This is a genomic window from Acidovorax sp. 100 (genome assembly GCF_003688355.1).
Classification (GTDB): domain Bacteria; phylum Pseudomonadota; class Gammaproteobacteria; order Burkholderiales; family Burkholderiaceae_C; genus Acidovorax; species Acidovorax delafieldii.
The window spans coordinates 80,816-105,983 of the sequence record NZ_REFD01000002.1; the positions used below are offsets into that span (position 1 = coordinate 80,816).

The 25,168-nt window shown below is 55.6% G+C and carries 16 protein-coding genes; 15 read left to right on the top strand and 1 reads right to left on the bottom strand.

Going from position 1 to position 25,168, the window contains the following annotated elements; translation table 11 throughout:
- Positions 1-6: 6 nt before the first annotated feature.
- The 12 genes from traA (at position 7) to C8C96_RS24015 (ending at position 17,733) form a co-directional block, all read left to right on the top strand.
- Positions 7-387 carry a TraA family conjugative transfer protein gene (traA, locus tag C8C96_RS23965; RefSeq protein WP_233584382.1) on the top strand — a complete coding sequence of 127 codons (381 nt, stop codon included), beginning with the start codon at positions 7-9 and terminating at the stop codon, positions 385-387.
- A 34-nt stretch (positions 388-421) separates the two neighbouring features.
- A complete protein-coding gene (gene traC, locus C8C96_RS23970) occupies positions 422-2,875 on the top strand; it encodes a type IV secretion system protein TraC (protein ID WP_233584387.1) in 2,454 nt (817 codons plus the stop codon).
- Positions 2,876-2,878: 3 nt separating this feature from the next.
- Positions 2,879-3,343 carry a TrbI F-type domain-containing protein gene (locus tag C8C96_RS23975; RefSeq protein WP_121944224.1) on the top strand — a complete coding sequence of 155 codons (465 nt, stop codon included), beginning with the start codon at positions 2,879-2,881 and terminating at the stop codon, positions 3,341-3,343.
- 9 nt (positions 3,344-3,352) lie between these two features.
- Positions 3,353-3,919, top strand: coding sequence for a signal peptidase I (gene lepB, locus C8C96_RS23980; RefSeq protein WP_233584391.1), 567 nt, complete (start codon positions 3,353-3,355; stop codon positions 3,917-3,919).
- Positions 3,920-4,085: 166 nt separating this feature from the next.
- Positions 4,086-5,066: a TrbC family F-type conjugative pilus assembly protein gene (locus tag C8C96_RS23985; RefSeq protein WP_233584393.1), complete on the top strand. Its 981-nt coding sequence runs from the start codon at positions 4,086-4,088 to the stop codon at positions 5,064-5,066.
- A 5-nt stretch (positions 5,067-5,071) separates the two neighbouring features.
- On the top strand, positions 5,072-6,214 hold the full coding sequence (locus C8C96_RS23990) for a TraU family protein (RefSeq protein WP_121944227.1): 1,143 nt from the start codon (positions 5,072-5,074) through the stop codon (positions 6,212-6,214).
- A 2-nt stretch (positions 6,215-6,216) separates the two neighbouring features.
- Positions 6,217-10,173: a conjugal transfer protein TraN gene (traN, locus tag C8C96_RS23995; RefSeq protein WP_233584402.1), complete on the top strand. Its 3,957-nt coding sequence runs from the start codon at positions 6,217-6,219 to the stop codon at positions 10,171-10,173.
- 234 nt (positions 10,174-10,407) lie between these two features.
- Positions 10,408-10,686 (top strand): hypothetical protein, encoded by a 279-nt coding sequence (locus tag C8C96_RS24760; protein WP_147455729.1) that lies wholly within the window; start codon positions 10,408-10,410, stop codon positions 10,684-10,686.
- Positions 10,683-11,663 carry a hypothetical protein gene (locus C8C96_RS24000; RefSeq protein ID WP_121944228.1) on the top strand — a complete coding sequence of 327 codons (981 nt, stop codon included), beginning with the start codon at positions 10,683-10,685 and terminating at the stop codon, positions 11,661-11,663. Before C8C96_RS24760 ends, C8C96_RS24000 begins: the two co-directional genes overlap by 4 nt.
- The gene (traF, locus tag C8C96_RS24005) at positions 11,651-12,640 is read left to right on the top strand and encodes a conjugal transfer protein TraF (RefSeq protein WP_121944229.1); all 990 of its coding nucleotides are present in this window, start codon (positions 11,651-11,653) and stop codon (positions 12,638-12,640) included. The genes C8C96_RS24000 and traF overlap by 13 nt, the downstream gene beginning before the upstream one ends.
- Before the next feature lie 2 nt (positions 12,641-12,642).
- Entirely contained in the window at positions 12,643-14,151 is a 1,509-nt protein-coding gene (locus C8C96_RS24010; protein ID WP_158605797.1) for a conjugal transfer protein TraH, read from the top strand.
- Between the two features lie 12 nt (positions 14,152-14,163).
- Positions 14,164-17,733: a conjugal transfer protein TraG N-terminal domain-containing protein gene (locus C8C96_RS24015; RefSeq protein WP_121944231.1), complete on the top strand. Its 3,570-nt coding sequence runs from the start codon at positions 14,164-14,166 to the stop codon at positions 17,731-17,733.
- On the opposite strand, the gene C8C96_RS24940 is transcribed toward C8C96_RS24015, so the two are convergent.
- Positions 17,730-17,900, bottom strand: coding sequence for a hypothetical protein (locus C8C96_RS24940; RefSeq protein WP_158605798.1), 171 nt, complete (start codon positions 17,898-17,900; stop codon positions 17,730-17,732). The two genes, C8C96_RS24015 and C8C96_RS24940, sit on opposite strands and share 4 nt — an antisense overlap.
- 181 nt (positions 17,901-18,081) lie before the next feature.
- Here C8C96_RS24940 and C8C96_RS24020 point away from each other — a divergent pair, with 181 nt between their 5' ends.
- The 3 genes from C8C96_RS24020 to C8C96_RS24035 all read left to right on the top strand — a co-directional run bounded on the left by C8C96_RS24020 (position 18,082) and on the right by C8C96_RS24035 (position 25,166).
- The gene (locus tag C8C96_RS24020; RefSeq protein ID WP_121944232.1) at positions 18,082-18,945 is read left to right on the top strand and encodes a tetratricopeptide repeat protein; all 864 of its coding nucleotides are present in this window, start codon (positions 18,082-18,084) and stop codon (positions 18,943-18,945) included.
- Between the two features lie 55 nt (positions 18,946-19,000).
- Positions 19,001-21,850 (top strand): fibronectin type III domain-containing protein, encoded by a 2,850-nt coding sequence (locus C8C96_RS24765; RefSeq protein WP_147455730.1) that lies wholly within the window; start codon positions 19,001-19,003, stop codon positions 21,848-21,850.
- 415 nt (positions 21,851-22,265) lie between these two features.
- Complete coding sequence (locus C8C96_RS24035; protein WP_158605799.1) at positions 22,266-25,166, top strand: fibronectin type III domain-containing protein; 2,901 nt, start codon at positions 22,266-22,268, stop codon at positions 25,164-25,166.
- Positions 25,167-25,168: the final 2 nt, after the last annotated feature.

The window sequence follows — 25,168 nt, forward strand, 5'->3', positions numbered from 1 at the left end:
ATTGCCATGTTCCCTTTCACTTTCAACAGCGCTCTGCGCTTCCTGCCCGCTGCTACCGGCACGCAAACGCGCAAGACCCCCTCCGTCGAAAAGCTGCTGATGCTGGCGCTCTTCATCGGCTTCATGTTCAGCTCGATGAGCAGCATGGCCGGTGCGGGTGGTACGGAGTTCACCCAGGTCTATGACCAGATCACTGGCTGGGCAAACGGAACGCTGGGCAAAACGCTCGGTGTCTCCGCTCTTCTGGTGGGTCTGGGTGTGGGCGTGATCAAGCAATCCGTGATCGCTGCTGTGGTTGCGGTCGCCATGGCTCTGACGGCGGGTTTCGGACCCGGCGTTATCGACGGCGTGATCTCGTCGGGTCTGACCATCGTCACCCCCATCTGAGCAGCCAGGCACGACTACACACAAGGGGGATTGAATGTCTGCTCTGCATCGCGCGATGAGTCGCGCCGCCGAACGCTACCGTCCGAATGACTACATTCCGGTCATAGCGCAGGACGCCGATACGGGGATTTTTCTCTGCAACGATGGCCACATCGGAGTGTGCTACTGGGGCAACCCGGTCAATGGAGCAGATGACACGACAGCGGAAATGCTCAAGGGAGCATTTTCGCTCCCTCTCCCTGAAGGCAGCTTTGTTCAGGTGAGCCTGTTCGCAATGCCCGACATCGATATCCCGCTTGGGCGATACGAGGCGCGTCGCGAGATGGGTATCCATCGGCTCCAGAACGCGACGACAAAGCAAGGGGTCGAGGCCTACTACAAGCGCCGGATCGAGTTCATGTCCAAAGGGCGTGAGCAATCGAACTTGCCAAGTTTCGGGACAAAGCTCTTGGACCGGTTCGTGGTCATCACCCTCAAGATGCCCTACAAGGGCGAAGAAGCGGACAAGGTTGAACTGGAGCTGCTCTCGGAAAGTGGGGCCAAGCTCTCCGAATCATTGCAAGCATGCGGGCTGTTCACCAAGCGAATGACGGACAAGGAATATGTGCGGTTGGCGCACCGGATTACGCATCCGTTCGAACCGCCAAAAGTCGATGATGTTCGCGAAGATCAACCGCTCTATGAGCAGGTATTTGTTCCAGGAGAGTGGATAGCCACTCATGAAGACCATCTGGAGTTCTCAGATGGCACATTGAATCAGATCTTGTCAGTTCAGCGCTGGCCGAAAGAGAACGCCTTGCACCTTATGGCGTTCATGATCGGTGACCCACAAGGCGCAAACAACCAGATCAAGTTTCCGTATCACATCAACCTGACGATGCACTATCCGGCACAGCACAAGAAGACTTCTGCTGTGAAGACCAAAGCCGGGATGATCACCTACCAGGCCTTCGGACCGCTCATCAAGTTTGTGCCGAAGCTGGGTGCAAAGAAGCAGGGCATGGACATCATGGTGTCGGCGATTGACACTGGTGCGACGGTCGTTGAGGCATCTCTCTCGGTTTCTGTCTATGCCAAAGAACGCGAGCCCCTATCGCGCCAGATGGCCGCGATGCGCACCTACCTCCAGGCGTTCCAGTTTGCAATGGGCGAAGAGAAGTTGGTCATGTGGCCAGTGTTCTGGAACGCTTTCCCAATGTTCCCTTCTGCAGAGAGCATCAAGAACACCTTCCGTTTCAAAACGATGGCCGTTGAACATGCGACAACGTTCTTGCCCATCCTGGGGGAGTGGAAGGGAAGCTCCCACCAGCTCAAAAAGGACAAGGGTTACGCGATGCTGCTGCAGAGTCGTCGTGGCCAAATCATGTCTTTGGACCTCCGGGATTCGAGTACCAATGCGAATGCAGTGATCTTTGCTGAATCTGGCGCCGGCAAGAGCTTTTTGACACAGGCCATGGTTGCCGAATATCTCTCAATGGGGGCGAAGGTATTCACCATCGATATCGGTCGGTCGTACTACAAGCTGTGTAAGTGGCTCGGTGGCGAATTCATCGAGTTCAACCCCGACTCAAGCCCATGCCTCAATCCCTTCACCCATGTCAAAGACATCGATGATGAGGTCGGTCTGATTCAATCGATCATTGAAAAAATGGCGGCGCCCGAAGATGGATTGGAGGACTATCACCGTTCGCGGATTGAAGAAGCTGTCAAGGCTGTTTTTGGTAGCAAGGGCAACTACTCAAACATCACCGATGTGGCCCAGTACATGCGCTCACTCGAAGGGGATGACAACCAGCGGGTCCGCGATATCGGCGACATGCTCTACCGGTACACGGATCACGGCTCTGAGGGACGTTGGTTCAACGGCACAGCCAATTTGGATCTGAACAAGGACTTCGTTTGCCTAGAACTGGAAGCACTCGGGCCCAAACCCGCGCTACAGCAGATCGTCCTCATGCAGATCATTGCCGCAATTCAGGCGGAGATCTACATGTCAAACGATGGCCGTCCACGCGTGGTGGTCATTGATGAGTCTTGGAACTTGCTTGACGACCCAATGGTTGCCCGCTTCATGGAGCACGCTTTCCGCCGCTTCCGTAAGTACAACGCGAGCGCCATCATCGTCACCCAATCCATCGCCGACCTCTACCAATCTGCTTCTGGAAAGGCCATTGCTGCCAATAGCGCATTCAAGCTGATCATGAAGCAGACCAGCGAAACCGTCGAGACGGTTGAGCGCGAGGGATACCTCTCTCTTGATCCGTACTCCTTCCAACAGATGCGCACCATTCACAGCGTTCAGGGTGCCTACTCTGAAGTGATGATCTATGCGAATGAGAGCGTCGGCATTGCCCGCCTCGTCGTGGACCGCTTCACCCAGGTTCTGTTTTCCACTTCAGACCCAGAGCGGTCGGAAATCATCAACGCCATTGAAAAGGGCGTCAATCCAGTTGAGGCCATCGAGAGCTTCATTGCCAAGCACGGGTGACACATGAGCGAAAACAAAACTACAAACACCGGGGCGTCCAAAAATGGGGGGGCGGCGTCAGGCTTGCTCTTTGATGCCATTGTGATAGCCATCATCTCATTTATCGTCGCGGTGAGCGTCGTGAGGTTCGGTGGTCCATATTTCTCAGCGCCAGCAGAGCGCAAGAGCATCGCTGTAGTGAACTTCGAGAAGCTGGTTCAGGAATACATCATGGGGCTGAGTGAACAGGTGTCCACGGGTACCGTTCCAGTCGGCGAGATGACTGCGAAATCAGCGGCCTTTACGAGCGAGTTGCAGCAGCGATTGCGCCTCTATGCGGAGAGCGGAACAACTGTATTGCGATCAGATGTGGTGATTGTTGCCCCTGATGATCTCGTAGACATCACGGACTCTTTGCGCAGCGAGTTGGTAGCGGCTGGATTCTTGCCCAAAGAGCAAGCCAAGACAGCGCAGCCACCTGCGAGATAGGGTAAGACCATGAGCATTTCAGATGCACGCCCCCCGGAGAAGCGGGGTGGCGCAGGGATGCGCTTTGTCCGCTCGTTCGTGCGTTTCCAACTCATCTCCACGCCGATCTGCATAGGTTTGATCTGTCTTGGGCTTTGGCTCACCGGGATTCGTATAGGCCTAGACGTTCAAAGACTCATAGGGCAACCAGCCTGCATGCCTTCCCTGGTCTACCTGTGGAAGCCGGGAATGCCTCATCAGCCCAAGGTCGGCGACTACGTTCTCGCCCGTATGCCAAAGACGGGATTAGGCGTCGGCGCCAGAGAAGGTGACCGGATCGTGAAGAAGATTGCAGCGATTGCTGGTGATTCCGTGAAGGTCGAAGGCACCGAGCTTTGGATCAACGGAAAACACGCCGAAAGGCTTTGGCTGGCGAAAAGCATACCAGGTAAGGCGCCTGGTGACTTCGACGCTGAATTCACGCTGCAGGAAGGCCAGCTCTTCCTGATGGGTACCACAAAAGAGAGTTTTGATTCCCGCTACTGGGGGGCTGTAAATCGTGAAGCATTCTTGGGCTACGCTATTCCTTTGTTCTAGTCTGCCGCTTCTGGCTGCAGCCCAAGCACCCGCAACCCGCGCGCCTTGGCAGGACAACCCGCACCAGGTCAGCAAGCCTGTTCAACTTCAACAGCAGGCTCAGGGCACACTTCGAGACTTTGGCGTCTCTGCCAATCCATCCACACCAGCGCCGTGGATGCAAGACATGCGCGAGAGCTATTCGAAGCAAGTCTCGCCAGAAGGCGAAACAGCCACGAACGCCCTGGACTTCGATGTACAAATCTTCATTTCCTCAGGCATGCCTGAAGGTGTGTTGCGCTCGCTCTTCCGGCAGGCATTGGACGAAGGCGCAAAGCGCGTTCGATTCGTAGTTAGAGGGTTCGAGCCCCAGAAGGTGGGAGAACTCCTGAAAAAGCTCAGGATGCTTCTACCTGACCCGTACAAGGATGATGTCCTTGTCGAGGTCGATCCGAACGCATTTCGTGCATACAACGTTACTGAGGTCCCGGTGTACCTCGTCAAAAACAAAGACAAATGGTATTCCGTGAAGGGGACCGTGAGCATTGATGGCGCGCGCGAGCGCGCTCGAAAGGGCGGGAACTACAAGGCAGGCGAGTTGTATGCCATTGCCGAACCCGACATTCTCTCGGTCATCGAGGAGCGCTCGAAGAAGTACGACTGGGAGGGCGCTTTTGCGCGTGCTCGTTCACGCGCTGCGCAGAACCTCAAGCCGAATTTCGATTTGCCCACGGTGGTGCAGGACTCCACGGATTATTTTGTTCCCACATTCACTGTCCCTGAGGATGTGACGGGTCCAGGTCCAGACGGCAAAGGCACAGTTGTGCTTGCCAAGGAAGGGCAAACCTTCCGACTCCTTGACCACACAAAGCTGCAGGTGCCAGTGATCGCGGTTGACGCAACCGATGAGCGCCAGGTACGGCTTGTCCAATCGTGGCTGCGCAGGCCCGAATACAAAGCCGCTGACGTTTTCATTGTCGGCAGCACCATTCAATCACCTGGTGGTGGCGTGGCCATGGAAGAGCTGGTGCGGAAATTCAACCGACCCGTGTTCCCTCTCTTTAAGCGCCTCGGTGATCGATTTGGAATTCAAGCGGTTCCTGCCATCGTTGAACAGGATGGCGACCGACTGCGCATCCGCTACTTCAACCCTCAAACCAAGGGCTGACTCCCATGTGGAAATCATTGAAATCCGTTCTCCTCGTGATCGGGATGCTTCTGGCTACCTCGGTCACTCCAGCCCACGCCGAACAGATGAAGCTGTCATGCAGCAGCTACAACCCCTTGGAAACCATGTTCAAGGATGTGTGCTGGTCTGGGATGTTCCCAATGAAGCTCATGGGCGCCACCATGATCCCCGGTAAGAGCGGGGAGCCAGCAGATCGAACAAACAAGATCATCTGCGCTTGCGGTGGTGACCTGACAAAGGGTCAGTTGCCCCGCATCGGCTTCACAGTTGGATTCTGGGCTCCAGCGAAGATCTTGGATGTCACGCGCCGTCCATATTGCCTACCGTCCCTGGGTGGCATGGAGCTACCGTTTGCGAGCATCAATTTCTTGAATGGAGGGGCGAACCTCGGCCGCAGTGATCGCCATGAGGCTTTTGCCAACTGGACGCTTTACAGCTTTCCTCTCATCTACATGCTCCGTTTGATCGATGACGGCGCATGTCCACCTGACGGCCTCACGGAGTTCGACCTTCTGCAGTCGAGCCCTATGTTCCCAAACTGGAACGATGCGATTGGCCGCTACACCACGTTCATCAACCCCGAGATGCTGCTTTTCACGGGAGTGAACGCAATGTTCGCCATGCCTGTGGATGGGGCGTCATCTACTCTCGGCAAGCCTTTGAACAACCTGTTCTGGGTTGCTGGCACTTGGGGAAACATGTACCCAATCACCGGATTCTTCGGAAATGGTGTCGGGAAGATGGTTGACCCCGTGCAGTTCACGAGCTTGACAGGTGCACGGGCGCTCTCGCTTCTGCATCGTCTGGGAATGCTAAACGAGACAGTAGGCAATGACAATCTGTGTGAGCGCAACACGCGTTTCATCATTCGCAAGGATGCGTATCGGTGGCAGTTCCTAGCACCCTCACCTGAGGTCAACGGCAGGCTCCCCGGCGCCCCAGCTCCAGCTACTACCACCTCACAGGTTCAGGAAGTAAATCCTCCCCAACGCTTTGGGACATGCACCCATGCCACAGGATCAAGCACGGCGGCATGGGGCATGTGGAGAGACGTACCCGCCACAGGTGAGGACCACAGCTATCTTTTGTTCCAGTGGACCGACTGCTGCTTCGGCATTACCCCATGATGATGAACGACCACACTGAAATGGTGCCCACAACCCGTGAACGCGTTGTCAAGGCTGTTGGCAGGGGAATGCTGGTATGGGCGGCGTTTGGCATGCCATTCATGTCATTTGCTGCATACGCGCAAGGACTCCCTGACCTTGACACCACCACTCAGCAGCGTGAGGCTGCAGTGCAAGATAGGCGAGATGATGACGCCACGAGCGATACGCTCATCAACCGTCGCGCTTCCAAGCTCCTGACTGGCCGATATGGCGAAGCCACCCAGGTCCGTGGCCCTCGGATCGATTCGACCGAGCCACCGGTACGGGACCCCAAGATCATTGCAGATCCAGGTGCGGCAGCACAGGCCCAAAAACAGGCAGAGCGCGCCGGCACCCGTACCGTTCAGGAAATTGTGACTGGTGCAGAGGCTGGGGGAGCGATTGGACGTTCGACCTTCCAACGTGCCGACATGGCTAACCAGGTCAATAGCACCGACCGTGTTGAGCCCGGTTCTAACCAGACAACTGCAGGCCGTTCCAATTTGACAGAGGTGATGCCTGGCTTCAACAAGTCAGAAGCGGACCAGCTGAGCAATCTGGGCAACACCCTTTACAACAACCCTGCTTTGGCAGGCGATGCAGCAGAGCAGAACCGCCGCAATCTGCGGCGTGATGGGTGCCGCAAGACAGAGTTTGTCCTCCGCGAAAGGCAGAACGTTGATTTAGCCGCGACAAGCCCGAATCACCGCATCCTGAAGGTGGAGTTCTTCGATTTGGTCAAGGAACCCATTCCAGGTACAAACCCTGTTGAGTATCAGACCATCACGAAGCCAAGCACACACAAGGGTGGTCCTCTGAACCTGCAAGTTGCCACTCTGGGTGCGACGGCCAGCGTTTATTGGGAAAAGGTCAGTGACACCCACACGGTCAAGTACACGTATACCCCGTTCACCAGCTCGAAGGGACGGAACTACTTCACGTACAACCACTGGTTGGGGTATTCAACGGGTGGTGGCGTGCAGCGCATCATCGGCCCCTTTGTCAGCTATGGCTCGCCTGCAGACGCGTTCAAACCAGTCATCAACTACACCCTGCCCGTAGGCTCCACGGCTGTCTACCTCACGGCAGATCTGTATCAAACCAAAGTCACGTATACGGAACCCGCTGCAGGGACACCTTGCCCGTCTGATCCGCCCGAGGTGTGCGAAGTGGCATCCATCGGTGGAGACCCCATCCGCTGGTGCCCAGGTGCTTTGGGGGCCAATATTGCTTCGATGTACGACGATGTGCAGAACCCCAGTGCAGATCGCTACGGGAAGACGTTCAATGATCAGATTGCCGCGAATGGTGATCGCAAGGATTACAGCAGCGACCCGTCCATTCGTGCGGGTGTGATCGCGGGCGCAAACGCAAGCTCCAGCGCCAAGGCCAATGAGTTGGTGGGTCAATGCAGGCGTGATTCAGTTTCACGCATTGAGGTCGTGCAGGGAGGTTCCTACGGGATTCCTAACATGCAGATGTGCTCAGAGACGCTGGTGAATCCGTTCCCAGACGGTTTCAAAGGCATCAAGCGCTCGTTTGGCCTTTCCTTCATCGGTGATCACAACTATCTGACAGTCAAGGCCTTCAACAAGATCAAGGTGCCCATCATTGATCCGTTGACCGGCAAACAGGTCAAAGATGCGGATGGAAACCTGCTCTATACCTACAAGAAAGAGTTGGCCAACGTTCAAGGCCCCATTGACGTGAGTTTCCCCATCATGGGCGCTGCGCAGTGTCCTGGTCAGGGTCGATGCAGTACGGAGATTCCTGATGACCCGCTGGGCGGGAGTGAAGGCAGGTTCCTTGAATACATGCACTACCCGATGGGTGGGGACGCGAAATCCTACGCCTTTGACGGTGTTCGTGCTGAGTTGGGAGCTACCGGTGGCTTCACCAATTTCGGTTCCCCTTCACAGCAATGGTTGCCATCAGGAACTGCCATTGGAGACGGCTCCCTTCATGAGGTCCGTTTCATTGCCAAGGCCTACTCTGTCACCATCAACACGTTTGCCGGTGGCGAGAAATACATGGAGTACGTTGCGGACGGCTTCTGCAAGGGTGGTAAGTTGGTATGTACCGACACTGCGCCTACGCGAACCGTTGGCGGGGTCACTTTTGGACCTGGACTTCCCAATTCAGGCATCGTTGAGTTGCTGAAGAACTGGGGCACTGACGCGTCAGCAACGATGCCGACTGACTACGACAACGGCGTGGGAGCCGAGCCTGTGCCCAACGGTCCTCCCATCAAGATGATTGATGACCAGATGTGCTGGCAGGCCGACGCGGAGCCGTTCACGAGCTGCTCGACCATGAACAACGAGGCAGGGACACTGCGCTCATTTATGCGAGATGGCCAGCAATGGGCCACAGACTGCAACTTGGCAACCGATGACAAGGGTGTCCCCCTCGAAAACTCCACGAGTTGCAAGCGTGTTCCTTCTGCCGATGGCTGCGATACACGCTTTAAGGGCCCTTTCACAGGTCAATGCTACAACCCGACGATTGCTTACGACTGCGGAGAAACGAAGCAGTCGAACATCCCAGTGATCGTTGAGGAGCTGGGCGACTCATGCTCGGGTGCGATGCGCTGCCTCGGCACGCAATGCCACAGGCCGAATTTGGCTGGATCGCACGGTGGGGACTTCGCGCGTGCTGTGGGTGCGATGGAGGCCGTCAACGCGATGATCGATGACATGGTGTGCCTCGAAACTGGTGAGAAGCCCACCAGCGTCACGCAGACTTGCACTCCCTACATCTTTGGCGGCAAAGCGATGTACTGCAAGATCCCGATTGGCAATGAGATCGGCCTTACACCCAACTGCTGCAAGGAAGCCCGTAAAGGTGCCTCTTCAGCACCAGGTTGGATGGAGTACCTGCAGGCAGCAATGACGCTGGGCAAACTGGCTCAACGCATGGGCGTGATGGAGGCCATGCAGGGCGCTGACATCTACAACCAGGTCTCTCGGTTCTTTGGTGAAATCAAAGCACCCGTAGTGGATGCCTACACCAGTGCCTCCCAGTTCGTCACTGATAAATTCATCACCCCCTTCCGAGCTGGGTTCGACAACTTGTTTGGCGGGGGGGCATCTCCTGTTGGCATTGCTGATGCTCCCAAGGGGATGGGTGTTTCAAACCTGATCGATGGGTTCCAGCAGCAACTCATGTCAGGGCTGAATAACGTGCTCACCCAGGTTGGGGGGCAGGACTTGGCCAGCATGGTGATCCAGTCGGGACCAGGTGGGAAGTTGGAGTTCACTGCCGGTTTCCAGAACCTGATGCTCGCTTTCCAGATCTACAGCATTGCGCGCCTCATTGGTCACATCATCTTCGCTTGCAAGAAGGAGGAGTACGAGTGGGGGATGAACGACAAATGGCGTCTCTGCACCTTCGCTGATACGTGCTGCAACAAGAAGGTGTTCCTCCTTGGTTGTGTCGAGAAGAGGCAGCTCTACTGCTGCTACAAATCGATTGCCGTGAGGGTGATTTCCACGCAGATCATCTCGAAGAACTTGGCAGGCTCTCGGCCGCGCGGTTTCAGGTCCGCCAATGATGGAAGTACCCTGGGGGGATGCAACATCAACTGCGGCGGCTTTACGGCCTTTGAACTCGCTGCAGTGGACTGGTCGCAAGTGGATTTGACGGAGTGGACGGATGCGTTGATCGAGAGCGGACAGTTGAACCCATCAGATCCACGCACGAACTTCGGCGTGTCTCAGAACCAGCTCAAGGAGACCATGGTCGTTGGCCGCGATGCGGACCCATCGGGCAACTACACGACGCAGGTACCAGCCATGAAATCGGCTGAGTTGCTGGGCCAGAATACGGACACAGTGATGGGCAACACGCAGACATTGCGTGATATGGGCGAACACTGTTTTGACCTAGATCGACGCAAGATGCCGTTTACCTATCCCGGATGTAAAACGACTCCTTAATCGACAACGATAACCACCCCTTGAGGTCACCACCAGGTGGCCTCTTTTTTTTGGTTTCGTTAAACGTCACGGTTTTGCGTGCTTTTCACCACCCTTTTGAGGGGGGGCGCTTCGTACCATCAGTTGGATATTTGGGCCGGATTCGATTTCTTTAGGGCCTGTCTTTCAACTACGGAGAGTGTGGCACGTATGGGGTCAGGTAGCTTGCATCAATGGGTAGCGTGGGGCGCTGTCTTGATTGTTGTCGTTGTCATCTTCATCGCAGTGGCCGAGGAGAAGGGTAACAAACCCATCGCGAAGAACAAGGGCAAAAAAGGTTTTGACACTGGTGCAGATACCAAGCGTTCAGCCCTGGCCGAAACAGCGGTCCAGAAACCCAGGTCCACCACGCCAGATCAGGAAGAAGCGACGCGGGATTTCGCTTTAGCGCAGGCCACAAAGGTTTTGATCCCACCCCCAGGTGAAAAGCGCATTGAAGCTGTCGCACCTCGGAACGGGGGGAAATTTCGATGAAGAGCAAATTTCGTTTTTCGGTAGTGGCAATCACTGCTTTGGTGTGCCTGCCCTCGATGGGTTCTGAAGGTGTTGTCCAAGCGGTACAGGAATCCGCGAAGGACAACAACCGTATCTCCGTCTGCATTCACCTGGCCAAGTCCAATGAGCCCACAACCAAAGCCAACGCCGAGGCCAAAAAGAAGTCGGTTGAACAGGTCCTCGCGAAACTGAAGATTGGTGATGCATTGATGCTTCGTGCGCGTGGCGACGTGGCGCGCAGGGGACTCTACGGCTACCCGAAGGATGAGGGTATGGCCCTGAGGATGTACGAACGCGCGCAGAAGTCTCCTGAAGCTGGATGGAATGCAGCCTTGATGCTGTACCAGTCAGCTACCGATGGTGTGAATCCCCAACTTGCACAACGGATCGTTGGGTTGCTGAACAGGTCTGGAGCCTCCTCGTTCATCTCCCGTGGAGCAGTTGGTGCCCAGTCTCACTACCTGGCTGGCTTGCTCAAGGAAACCGGGGCCACGGGCAAGGTCGATGAGAAGCAGGCCTTTCTCCACTATCGCGCCTCAGCGCGGAATGCCTACATTCCGGGTGCCTACCACTACATGAGGCTCCTCACTCAATCCCTTTCGAAGCTATCTGAAGGTGAGCGTGCCGTTGCGCTGCATGAGGTGCGAATGATGTCCAACCGGTGGAAGTGGCAGTCGCCGGAAATCATGATGCTGACTGGCGACCTCCATGCTTCCCGCTGGTTCCCCGACGAAGAGAACTTCACAGCGCAGTACCACTGGCGTCTCTCAAAGCGCATGGCAGCACGCCTCGGTGGAGTAACCGAGACCACCGATTTCGAAGGGGCGATGCGCCAACGCATCAAGGCAATGCCGGCTGACAAGGAAAAGCGTCTTGAAGAGGCGGTGGAAGGGGGCATGAAGAACGCCACCACGACCAAACACGAACTGGAGTATTCCGATCTATGCATGGACTGAGCATTCGACGCGTCCTGTTGCCGATTTTGGCGGTGGCGTTGCTCGGCACGGCAGTCGCGCAGCAGCGCACCCCTGTGCGCAACGACAACATCTACAAGGCTCAAGAGGAGGGCTGGTTCTGGTACGAGCGCGAACCAGAAGCTCCCAAAGAAGAGAAGAAAGAGCCGCCGAAGAAGGCACCTCCGATGCCGTCCATCATCAAGCTGGAGGCCCCGAAAGATCAGAAGCCGCCAGAGATTGAGCCTCTTAGCGTGAAGTGGTTTCAGCAGGAGTATTTGAGTGTCATCAACACTGCCATCGATGACCCCTCGGAAGACAACGTGCGGAATTACCGCTATGCGACGCGCGTGATGCTCGACAAGGCGAGCAACTTCACCCGGCAGTTTCAGAAGCAGTCGCTGCTCGACCCCCTGTTGGATGAATCCGTGCGATCACCCTTTAGCTCTGGCATGCGGGGTAGCTTCCAGGGGTGGACCTTTGAGAGCAAGCGCAAGGCCACTCGCGCAATGAACAAGAAGGCGGGGCTGTGGGTGTTCCTAGACGACCAGTGTCCCTTTTGCGCGATGCAGTACCCCATCGTTGCTCGGATGGCGAAGGAACTCGATTTCGAAGTGTTCTACATCACTCCAGACGGAAACCGGCCGAGCTGGTTGATGGGCAACGCGCCTGTGCTCAAGGATGCAGGCCAGTCAAAAACGCTTCGGATTGGCATTCGTCCCGCTGTTGCGTTGGTGGTCCCGCCAGCAAAGATCACTGTTCTCACTCAGGGGCTGCTTTCACAGGATCTGCTGGAGGAACGCCTTTTGGTCGCAGGTGATGCAGCGGGACTGATTACCGGTCAAGAACGCAAGAACGCATTCCCAGAAGAGCGCGGCATCTTGACCCCGGATGACATCAAGAGCTTGGGCTCTGAAATGGCGAAAGACAAGGGCGCGCTGACTCCCGGTGCGCAGAAACGAATCGAGCAGAGGTATTGATGATGAAAATGAACCCTTTGAAGAAGTGGTATGTCGGTACCGTCAACATGGTGCTGTCGGCGGCGCTGTTGGCCGGGGTCTTCACCCCTCGCGATGCTCAAGCGGGACTGAAAGACGCTTTAGGCGAGATGTTCTTGACCTCTGGCACCGAAGCCCAGTCCATCAACACTCAGCGTCTGCGCGGCTTTTACGGTGGTTCTCTGTCGCTCCGTTCGCCAGGTCGTTCATTTGAGATTGTCCAGTTTGCCGCGCCGAAGATTGATGCCGGATGTGGCGGCGTGGACATCTTCTTTGGATCGTTTTCGTTTATCAACGGTGCGCAGTTCGAGCAGCTGATTCGGGCCATCGCAGCGAATGCTGTGGGCTACGCCATCAAGCTAGCGATTCAGGCGATGTGCAGTCCTTGTGGCGCTATTCTTGAAACGCTGGAAGAGGCGATCCGGGATCTGAATGCGTTGGCGAAAAACACCTGCGCCATTTCGATGGCTTCGTTGACGCAGACGGCCGACAAGATGATGGAGCATGGTCGAAAGATCGGTGAAGCGCTCAGCGTTTCGGCCAATCGCAGCGCTGACGCGACCGCAGCTACCAACAAATCCCAGTCCGAGCGTCCGACACAGACTGCCACGGGTGGTGACGCAAATACGGCGAAAAGCAACCCCGTTCTTGGCAACATGGTGTGGCGAGCTGCCCAGCAGACGATGGACTCGGGCAATAACACTCTGCGCGCCTTCATGTCCTCGCGGGAAGTCACTGAGATGGTGCAGTCGATTTTCGGTACGGTGGTCGTTCGCAGCAAAGAAGCCTCTGACGGTGAATGCACTGCCGGGGCGTCCAGTGAGCGATGCGACAACAAGCCACTGGTAATTGGATCGGCTGTATCGCACTGGGACAAGCTCCTTCGTGCTCGATCTGCAAGCCCCCAGGGTGTGGGTATGTGGCGCTGCTCCAACTACAACGAGGGATGCACGCGCGTCGTGTCCTCCAAGATGACGTTGGCAGAGTGGGGGGGTGTCGAGGACATCGTGAACTTGGCGCTCTTTGGTACCACTGAGGCCTATAACTCTGCGGCCTACACGTCTGACTCGCTGATCGGCTCCTTCATCCACAAACAGGCCATCAACGAGAACGGCAGCAATCTTTCAGTGCGGGCACGTCAGATGATTGCAGTCATCCCAATGCCCATCCTGCTCATGCTGATGGAGCTGCAAAAGACGCCCGGTGCTGCACAGACGCTTGGTCTGGTCCTTTCGCAACAACTCCCGAAGTATTTTGAATACATCATCGCGATGGAGTTGTTGAACATTGCGGCCAACACGTTCACGAATCAAACCGAGGTCGATACCCCCGAGGATTTCAAGAAGCAGATCGAGATCATGACGGCCCAGCTCACGGCCATGCGTCCCCAATCACGGGATGTGATGGACATGATCGATGGAGCATACAAGGTCATTCAGCAGTCGCAGACGCTGACCGTTTCGCCTCTCCGCTCCTCAAACAATCAGCGTTAAGTCGGTATCGATATGGCGTTCACCATTTATACGGTCTCCGACCCCGCTACCGTTGGGGCAGCTCTTCAGTCCATGGCCATGTTTTTTGGCCAGGATGGATGGGTCGGCTCAGCCATCAAGACAGGCTTGATGTTGTCGTTGCTCTTCATCCTCGCACAAGGGGTCACCCGTAATGGGCTTCGGCTGGATGTGATGCTGGTCCAGCTCCTTGTCGTGTGGGCAATGTTCATGCCCAAAACGACCGTCACTGTCGAGCAGTTCGACAATGCCGCCCCGCCAAGGGTGGTGGATGACGTTCCGTATGCGATTGCGCTGCCAGCTTCTATTGCCGGTGCTTTTGCGCTCTATATGACGAACAAGATTGAGGCTGTGATGGTCAACGTCGATGGGGATTACCTATCGATCAGTGGCGGCTCGCACCCATTTACGCCAGCCAGGGCATTGATGGCCATCACCATGTGCCCATCGGACCCGATGTCTTGTGTCGATCAGAACCTCGTGGAAACGATGCGCCTGGCGGCTCGTTTCTGCGCAGGCCGTGAACTGTCCACAATGGATTTCCGCGTCAAATCCGATGTGCTGGGTGCATTCGCTGACACGATGACACTTCAAGCCCAAGTGGTCATCTATGACTCGACCAATCCCTACATTCCCGGTGGGGGAGGGGGCCGGGTTGCCTCATGCCCAGAGGCTGCTGCTCATCTCCGTGCTGTAGCTGAGGCTGAACGAGCTGGTACAGGAACCATCTCCAAAGCGATGAATGGCCTTGCGAATCGGTCCGAGATCAAGCGCTACAACTCCATCGCGCGCGCGCAGGACAACACAGAGCGCACCTGGGATGAGGCACTGAATGACATCAACAAGCTCCGCGATTCCAACTCCAAGATGGATTCGCTGGCATTTGCGAATGTCACGCTGTATTCGCTGGCCGACACGATGAAGTACAGCGCCAGCGCGCCGATTGATCAGGCCATCACATTACGTCGCGATTCGAGTCTGTTCGAGTGGGCGAAAACAGAAGCGCACCAGAGCATGCTGGTGAGCACCACCGCGCCCAAGTTCATGGACATCCTGTTTTTCGTCTTCATCGCATCCACCCCGATTGTGATGTTTGTGGTTGCTGCCAATCCTGCTGGTGGCCTAAAGGTGGCTGGTTCATACGCTCTCTTCGGGCTGTGGACGCAAAGCTGGATTCCGATGATGGCCATTGTCATGTCCTGGTACCAAGGCGAGATCCGCAATATCTCAAGCCCGGTGGCCATGACGCCGGAGTACATGGCATTTTTCATGCGGCATGCTTACACCTCGACAATTGCCGCGTCCAACATGATCCAGCAGGCCCCCTACCTGATGTTTGCCATCATGACGGGGAGCATGTTCGCGCTCTCGGGCATGGTGTCGAAGGCAATGCCATCTGGCAAGGGTGATGCGTCCGGTGTGCTCAAGGGCGGCGGTGGTGGCGGTGGAGGTGGCTCGGATGTGATGAATCCTGGGGCAAAGGGTGGCATACCCGGCGCGGGCATGAAGCACGCGATTTACGGTGGCCAGGCCGCGATGGCGGGGGGTATGACCTCATCTGCGGTGGGTATGTCCGGGGATGGTGGCGCAGCCTATCCAAGTTTGCCTTCATTGAGTGCGAGCGGTGCTGTGCAAAGTGGAGCAAGTCTCCAGAGTGAGCAAAGTGCGGCTGTCCGCAAACAGATGCAAACGCAGGCCCAACAAGCCTATTCCGAACTCGCCCAGACTGTTCAGAGCGCGGCTCAAAAAATGGGCGGGTCTCAGCTGGCACAACGTATGACCGCTGCTGGTGTCACATCTTCTTTTGACGCCAAGACGGGCACATTGACAACTCAATATGGGTCGTTCGACGTGGGTGCATCCCAGTCAAATACAAAGGGTCAGTCCGCTGCGGCAAGAGTTGGCCTTGAAGGCAGCGCTGGTTTTGAAGTTCTTGGAACAGGGGCCAAGGCCTCAGCATCTATTGCAGGCGCAGTTAATGAAGCTGTAAATCAAGAAGTTCGTGCCGGTAACGGAAAGGGAATGCGCAACGACAAATCAACTGGTACGACGGAAGGGACAAGTGTTTCTTCTGGTTCTACCGCCAGTTCTGGTGTTTCCGGTACGAACGGCTCCGAGTACGGCAACACTGCAAGCAAAGCCAAAAGTTTGCAAGACACGTTTTCGAAGATTGCATCACAAGCGGAAGCACTCGACAAAACGGATAAAGCAGTCACTCAAGCCGGACAAACAGCGGGTTCACAGGTAGGCCAAGAAGCTAAGGGAGGTGATGTGGTCACCAACTGGGCTTCGCAGGTCGGCAATAGGTTTGGTTCCTCAACCGGTAACGATGGCGTCGCTTTGGATCGAGTTGCGAGCATTGCGCTGCAATCTCTAACGCCCGATCAAAAGGCGGCGTTTACGGATGCTGCAGCTCAGAAAATGAAGGCCTCCGATGCCATGGGTTCTTCCATAGGCCTCAGTCGTGACCAGGTGGCAATGGCCGCAGCCTGGTCAACCCTGTCCGATATGTCTGCCAGTGCATCCACACCTCAACAGAAAATCTCTGCGCAGCTTGGAATGGCAGAGCTTTCAAAGGCGGCTGGTGGCGCCGATATGACTGCCGGTTTGAAAGCCGTCAAAAATGGCCTGGATAAGGTTTCAGAAGTTGCTTCTAATATCGCCGACATGGGCAAGAAAATAAATGGTGATGTTGCCAATGCCGTTAGCGGTGCTGAATCGAAACTGAATCCCGCTGCAACAAACTCATTCGGCAAAACGGTCGATGCTGATATTGCAGCCAACAAGAAACGAGCTGAAGGCCTCAATGCAAGCGCTCAAGGTGGTCTCGCTGCAGTTGCGGCTGCAGGGGCGAAAGCCCAAGAAAATGCCGAAAACAATAACAAGCGTGAATCTGGAAAGCTATTGGATATGCAGCCGTTGGTGAATGCAACAGAACAAGGTTTGCGAAATCAATCTGGTGCGCCCCAAGCTCACGACATCTCACAATTTGGGGCTGGGAACAACACAAGCATCAACCATAAGCTCTTTGGTTCCCCAGAAGAAGGAAAGAACAATGGAGTTATGGGAGCTGAAGGTACCGGTGGCGTTGTTCCAGCAAAGACTCTGCCGAGTCTGATAGACGGGGCCGCGAAGGAAGGTCAGAAGGCTGCTGACGGCGCCATGCAATGGTTTTCTAACAGCAATAGCGGTAACAGCGGCGGTGGTTCAGTTGACAAGGCCGCAGGAATGGTGGGGGAGGCAGCAAAGGCGGCTGGCATCTCGTCACAGGGCGTCGTTGATAGAGCCGTCAGTATGGTGGGAGATGCATCGAAATCGGCTGGAGGTTCGGCGTCGAATGCGGCGGGTGGGTCTAGCACTACCGTGGTAATGCAAGGCGGTGCCGAGGGTGGACTGCCGAAGCTCGGAATTGATGGTGGTATCAACCTGACGCCATCTGGTGGAGGTCATGCACCTGCGCCGACCAACTCATCCCAACCTACTTTGTCGAAGCCTTCGACTGCAAATCGTGGTGGGAGTGAGAAAAGCTCGCCCGGAGCAAAAACTCCCTCCCCAAAGCGTTAGAGATTCAGGTCGCCAACATCACGAATTTTTCCGTTGGCGTCCAGATCCTTAAAAACTTGAATCTCAGAGTCAGCCTCAGTTGGATGAGGCTGACTTGCGCCACCTTGGGACTTCTTGATAAAAAAGCCGATAACAAGCACAACACCAATGACGATCAGCAGTTCCATTTTCGATCCTTTATTTGATTGATTGTATTATAGCGATTATTAAATTAATTGTCAATTGCAATTCAATTGCAATTCGTGCAACTAGATCGAAACGTTCGGTTTTTGCTTGCTTTTTAGGGGTGTTTGCGGGGGTCGGTCTTCCTACCATCTTCTCATCTTCATTTTCAGATGAGTCAGAAGAATGGACAAGACCAAGGCTGTTCGAGCAGAGGTGATTCGCCGACTGCTGGCGGTTTCAGCGGTGTTCCTGCTTGGAACAGGTGCGGCTCACGCCTGCTCACCCAACCTGAGCCAGGCACAGGTTGACCAGGCTAACCAACTCCTTGACCAGAACCGGTCGAAAGACGCTTTTGCTCTCATGTACCCGCTCTCAAAAGAGGGTAGTGGTGGTGCTAACCGGTTTCTGTCGGAGATGTACCAGAAGGGGCGGGGGGTTAAGCAAAGCTCATTCATGAAACGTCATCTGAATTGGATGGGCGCTCAAGATAGTGATCCTGTAGCGATGTACCGGACCGCTATGGACTTCTTTGAGCGGGGTCACAGGAAGGATGGCGAGTTTTGGGCGAAGCGAGCTATCGACTGTGGCAACCCCGATGCCCTTGTGTTGCTGATTGAGAAGTTTCTCTTGGCAGGCAGGCAGGATGAAGCCCGCACCCTGATCGAAATGGGATTAGATCGGTCAGTTTCTCGGGTGAAATTCATCATCGCAGAGCAGTTTGATAAAGGCGGGATCGGCCTTTCCAAAGACACCAAGTTAGCCTACACCTGGTATTACTTGGCAGCAAAAGAGGGCCAAGTCGATGCAATGGCTGCAATAGGTTACTACTTCGCGCGGGGCATACACGGTGTCCAGGACGATGTGGCGGCTATTCACTGGTATCACAAAGCAGCGCTTGGAGGTCATGTTGAATCCATGACAGCTTACGCGTGGATGCTGGCAAATGGAAAAGGGGCCCAAATTGATAAGGAAGAAGCACGTCGCTTTTTCCTGGCAGCTCATCAAAGGGGTGATATTAATGCTTACCGCTTTCTGAATGAGATGTGAGTTCGTTAATAGACCGTCTATCCCCCGTAGCTATAAAACTTTCGTAGGTGTAATGATGGGCAATTTTTTGGCGCGGTTATGCTTCGCTGTGACATTGATGCTCTGTTCGCTGAGTGCTAATGCCGCATTTGTGACAAAAGTAATTAACAAGACCGGGGCAGACATCACCGTCACCTTCTACAATATGGCATGTCAAACATGCCAAATGGTGGCAAAAAATTCAAATGTTGCTGTAGCTCCCTATCAAACGGTTACCTTCAGTGGGGACTACGCTGGTGAGTATTTTGTTAAAAATAATAGCCCTATCACTGTCGAGCCGGTATCGGTTGATGATAGTGGTTATGAGAATAACTATGGCCCTCTACCATACGGGAATGGTGTTTATGGCGTGTGGATTGGGGGTGGGGCGAACGTTGAAATAAGGACCTCTGCTCCAGCTCAATGTCCAGCGTCAGCTGTGAACTGGGGAGCTGGAAATTTCTGTTCTGCTGTGCCCGTGGCAACCACTTCCGGTGGCTCGGTGAGTTTGACAAACTCCGTTGCCGGTGCCAACGGGTCCGCTGTCGCTTCCTGTTCTGCTGGAACTTGGACTATTAGTAGCTCAACATGCACTGCTAACCTAACGGTACCTGTTGGTCTCTTTGCTACCGATGGTGCAAATACTGGAAGCATTAATATCAATTGGGGAGCCGTTCAGGGCGCTGGAACATATCGCTTACAACAGAGAAAGCAGGGGACCTCTGCATGGACTGATCTGGTTGCATCTTCAGCAACAAGTTATAACTGGACTGGCCGCACAGACGAAAGTATTTTTGAGTTTCAAGTTCGGGCCGAGAATTCAGTAGGGGCCTCGGCATGGAGTGCTATCGAGACTGGCTACATCAGGCCTGCTCTTGCCCCCGTTTTTGTTTCACAAACCGGCATCCCTTCGAAGATTGGTGTTGGGCAAACCTTTACTTTCTCGCAGGTCTGGAAAAACACCGGTTCAGAGACTTGGACGGGCACCGCATATGGGACATCCCATCACGCTGCGAACGGCGCAATCCAATGGGGCATCGGCTTTACCTCGTTCACTGGTTCTACTGCAACAAGTGCCCAGGTAACGACAACAATGACCGGCACGGCGCCAGCTTCAGCTGGCACCTACACGCTGCAACGTGTCATGCAGAAAAGTGGAACAAGCTATGGCGTTCCGTCCACTGCTGCTACGGTGGTTGTGTATGACACACCCAAATGCACGGCGGTAAATACCGATGTGTCCACGACTTTCAATCCCACAGGTACTGTCACCGCTACCCTCGCAGGTGCTTCGTCAGTCGAGACGGCTGTGCTTCGAGTTTGGGGTGAGATCAAAGGTGAGTCCAATGGTGTCGATTACCCATTGAGCTTCAACGGTACTAACTGGGTTGCCACCTTCCCTGTTGCCCCACATCTTTCACCTGACGAGGTGAAGATCAACCTCAAGGCATCGGTATCGAACAGTGTTTTCGCATCGAGTGTTTGCGCCACGTCAACTCTCGTATATCAGCAGCTTCCGTTGCCTGCGGTCACATTGACACCCACATTCGGCACTTTTGGAGACGCTGCCCGCCAAGGCTTCGTGGTTAATCGAGCTGGTGGGGAGTTCGCGAAAATCAACGTCGATCTTGGTGCCTTCTCCGGCAGTCTCAAGGCCCGCGTTGAAGTGCTTGACCCTGCGGATGGTCTGCTGAATGTTGCTTTGAACGGCATCAATGCGGGCCAGCAAACTTCAGTCCTCATGGCTTCGTCCACCCTGAACGCAACTCCATCATCTTGGCAGCAGGTGAACGCTTCTATCCGCGTTTCCTATGCTGATCCAGCCGCAGCAGCCCAAGGAAAAGTAGTCGTTGTGCCCATTGCTTGGACGGTCGCCCCCGCAGGGCTGACGGTGACGGCATCGGGAATCAAAGCTTCGACCCCCACGGTGAGTGCGTCGATTGCACCCTCCGGTGGCGGCTTCAGTTCTAGTCTTCATGGTGCCTTCAATGGCTACCTCAGGCTGGCCCCGAACGCAGGTACTGTTGGGGCCTCACAAGATGTCTCATCTGATGGCACTTGGACTATCGGTAACCTGGATTACGCCCAGCTGTATGCCGCCCAACTTGTTGCTGTCGCCAGAGCCGTCCCCCCTGCCGGAATCACGCTCTTCAATCCGCTCGAATTTGTCAGTCCCGCGTTCGGATTGCCCGTTCAGGCCCCATTGACGGTTGCAGCAACAGATGGAAATCGTGAGAACGATGTGCAGGTGATTTGGCCAGCCGTAGCGACTGGTAGCGCCATTCGATATCGTGTCTTTCGGGACGCAGCAGAGGTCACGCCCGCGACGGGTATTTCCGGTATCGAGTTCATCGACATACCGCCGAATCGGGGAACGACCTACACCTACACGGTCAAGACCATGATCAACAACGTGGTGAGCCAGAGCGAAGCGAGCGATACGGGATTCGTTCCTGCCTGCCGTGCGGCCCGCCTGATCGGCGCCAGCCTCAATGCCGACATGTCGGCCATCAATGGCCTTATCGAGCGTTGGGAGTGCCTTGAAGGTGCCACAGGCTCGGGTGCAGTGGATGCCGGCACAGCATCCGCAGTGCCGATCACGGGTAGCGCCACCTACCGCAGCTTCAGCTACGTCCTGGACCCAGCCTTGGCCGATGGAGCGCACGTCCTGCGCCTGGGTATCGAATCGAAGGGTGTGGTGATCAATGCGACCCGCAGCTACGACATCCCGTTCACGCTGGGCCGTTCCTCGATCTCGCTGAAGAGCCTGACGATCCTGTATGACGGGTCCACAGCGCAACCAGGCCTGGAGGCTACATCCATCGGTCGCTTCGGAGCCCGCATGGAGGGTGGCACGGGCCTTGGCTTCGCCGAAGAGATCAAGTGACATTCACTATTCAGCCAGGCCTATCTTGCAGGTCAGGTCGGCATAACACCATCACCTAATAGCTGGCCCCCCCAAGGGCCAGTTTTTTTTTGCCTCTCGTCCAGCTTGCTCCTTCGCAAGCTTGCAGCAGTGGCGTTGTTTCGAGCACCTGGGCGGCGTCAAACATCGGTCAGGCTGCGCAGCAACGCATTTGGTGCCAATCCGATTCACGAACTTTGAAACGTGAGGATTTTGCTTGCTTTTTGGGGGTGTTTTCAGGGCCTGCATTGCCTACGATCAGTCTTCGCACATTCCCTATCGAGATGAAGGAATGCCTTTGAACATGACTGAAATCAGTTGCAACAGCGGTCGGCATTCACATGGTCTTTCGAATCAATCCACGGCTGTCTCGTCATCGACTGAACTGAGGATGTCTATGTATAAGCATGTTTGTGGTTTCCTGCTAAGTCTGATCGTTCTGTTTGCGCCGTTGGCCCATTCCGCGACGATGTATGGGTATCTCAAAAACGAAACACCGCGCGAAGCTCAAGTCACGCTCACCAACGATGGTCCGGTATTCGGTGGTGGGGCTTCTGGAACAACCTTCAAGGTCGCGAGTGGAGCAACGGGCAGTGGTTCCTTGAATGCCACAGACGGCATTCGCCTTGAGCCCTACATCAGCTCATTCAGCATTGGTGGTGGGTCTGCTTGGAGTACCTACTACTGCTTCCGCTGGTCAACGGTTTCGCTCGCTGATGCGTCGTCAAAGCCATGCGACAGCAGCAACACGTTCAAGACCGGCGCCTATACGTCCTCGCCGTCCCTGCTCCGTGCGACAGTGATGTATGCAGTTCTCACTGAGGTACCGGCGCCAGGTTGTAGTGCAACGACTCTTGGCTGGGGGGCATCCAACTTCTGTACAGCCACAGTGCCCGCCACAAGCACTGGAGGTGCCTTGTCGCTGACCAACTCATCAGCAGGCGCAACGGGATCTGCGTCCGCTTCCTGCACTGCATCTGGTTGGTCTGTCTCTAGCCCAGTGTGTTCAGCTTCCCTGGCAACCCCAATTGGTCTCTTTGCCACCGACGCGGCCAACACTTCCAGCATCAACATCAACTGGGGTGCGGCAAGTGGCGCTAGCACCTACCGTTTGCAACAACGTAAGCAGGGCGCTTCAACCTGGACAGATCTCACGGTTTCCGCCGGTACCAGCTACAACTGGACTGGGCTTTCGGACGACAGCATCTTTGAATTTCAGGTTAGGGCGGAAAACCCCGTGGGCGTATCCGATTGGAGCCCTGTGGAGGCAGGCTCTATTCGTCCTGTACTGGGTCCTTTGTTTGTCTCTCAGAGCGGCATTCCATCGAAGATTGGTGTTGGCCAAAGCTTCACCTTCCAGCAGGTGTGGAAGAACGTGGGTTCTGAGACCTGGACTGGAACGATGTACGGCACCGGGCACTTCGCTGCCGATGGGGCGATCCAGTGGAATGTGCCCTTCACTCCATTCGCCGGAACTACCTCACTGAATGCACAGGTCACAAGCTCCATGACTGCGACTGCGCCATCGGTCGCGGGTACCTACACCCTTCAGCGGATCATGCAGAAGAACGGTACTGGCTACGGATCACCCTCCACTAAGGTCGCGGTGGTCGTTTACGGCATTCCAACGTGCGCTTCTATTGCCACGGACGTTGAGACCACATTTAACGCCAACGGCTCCATCACAGCCTCCTTGGTAGGCGATGACTCCGTAGAGAGCGCCACACTTCGCGCATGGGGCGACATTCAGGGCGAGGGCAACGGGGTTGATTACCCGATGAGCTTCAACGGGTCCAAATGGGTGGCAACTTTCCCTGTTGCAACCCATTTATCTGAAGGTGAGGCAAAGATCAATCTCAAGGCCTCGGTTGCTAACAGTGTGTTTTCATCCTCGGTATGCGCCACTTCGTCGGTGGCGTACCAGCAACTCCCCATGCCGATAGTCACGCTGACGCCAACTTTCGGTACCTTCGGTGATTCGTCAAAGCCGGGGTTTGTTGTGAACCGCGCGACGGGAGAGTTTGCGACCGTTACCGTAGATCTTGGAGCTTTCGCTGGCAAGCTCAAAGCGTATGTGGAGCTGTTGCCCAGCAGAAGTATGTTGATGCCTGCGTTGAATGGTGTGATATCGGGTCAGCCTTCAAAGCTCAGCATTGCCACAAACGTTTTGTTGAACAGGCCTGCTGCATGGCAAGCATGGGATGCGACAGTCCGCGTTGCCTACGCTGATCCTGCTGCAGCCTCACAACGAAAGGAAGTTCTGCTCCCTATCCAGTGGGCATCAGCACCAGGAGGGCTGGTGGTTACGGCCAGTGGCATCAAGGCCATGTCCCCCGCAGTTCAAGCAAAACTCTCTCAGAACGCAGGGCCGTTCGATGCTGCGGTGAGCGGTGCATTTACGGGGTCTGTGCGTATTGCCTCATCGTCAACAGCCGTGGGTTCAACACAAGAAGTGGACGCCGATGGCGTATGGAATGTCAACAGTCTCGAATATTCCCAGCTCTATGCAACGCCTCTCGTTGCCGTTGCACGAGCAATTCCACCGGGCGGCTTCAATCTCCTGAATCCTCTGGAATTCATCAGCCCCGCTTTCACTCTGCCTGTGCAATCACCTCCGTCCGTGGCCGCGACGGATGGGACGCGAGAAAACGATGTTCGTATCGAGTGGCCCCCAGTTGCAACGGGTAGCTCCATTCGATACAGGTTATTCCGAGACTCGCTGGAGCTAACTCCCGTGACGGGGATTGGAGCGGTGGAGTTCATCGACATACCGCCGAATCGGGGAACGACCTACACCTACACGGTCAAGACCATGATCAACAACGTGGTGAGCCAGAGCGAAGCGAGCGATACGGGATTCGTTCCTGCCTGCCGTGCGGCCCGCCTGATCGGCGCCAGCCTCAATGCCGACATGTCGGCCATCAATGGCCTTATCGAGCGTTGGGAGTGCCTTGAAGGTGCCACAGGCTCGGGTGCAGTGGATGCCGGCACAGCATCCGCAGTGCCGATCACGGGTAGCGCCACCTACCGCAGCTTCAGCTACGTCCTGGACCCAGCCTTGGCCGATGGAGCGCACGTCCTGCGCCTGGGTATCGAATCGAAGGGTGTGGTGATCAATGCGACCCGCAGCTACGACATCCCGTTCACGCTGGGCCGTTCCTCGATCTCGCTGAAGAGCCTGACGATCCTGTATGACGGGTCCACAGCGCAACCAGGCCTGGAGGCTACATCCATCGGTCGCTTCGGAGCCCGCATGGAGGGTGGCACGGGCCTTGGTTTCGCCGAAGAGATCAAGTGAAC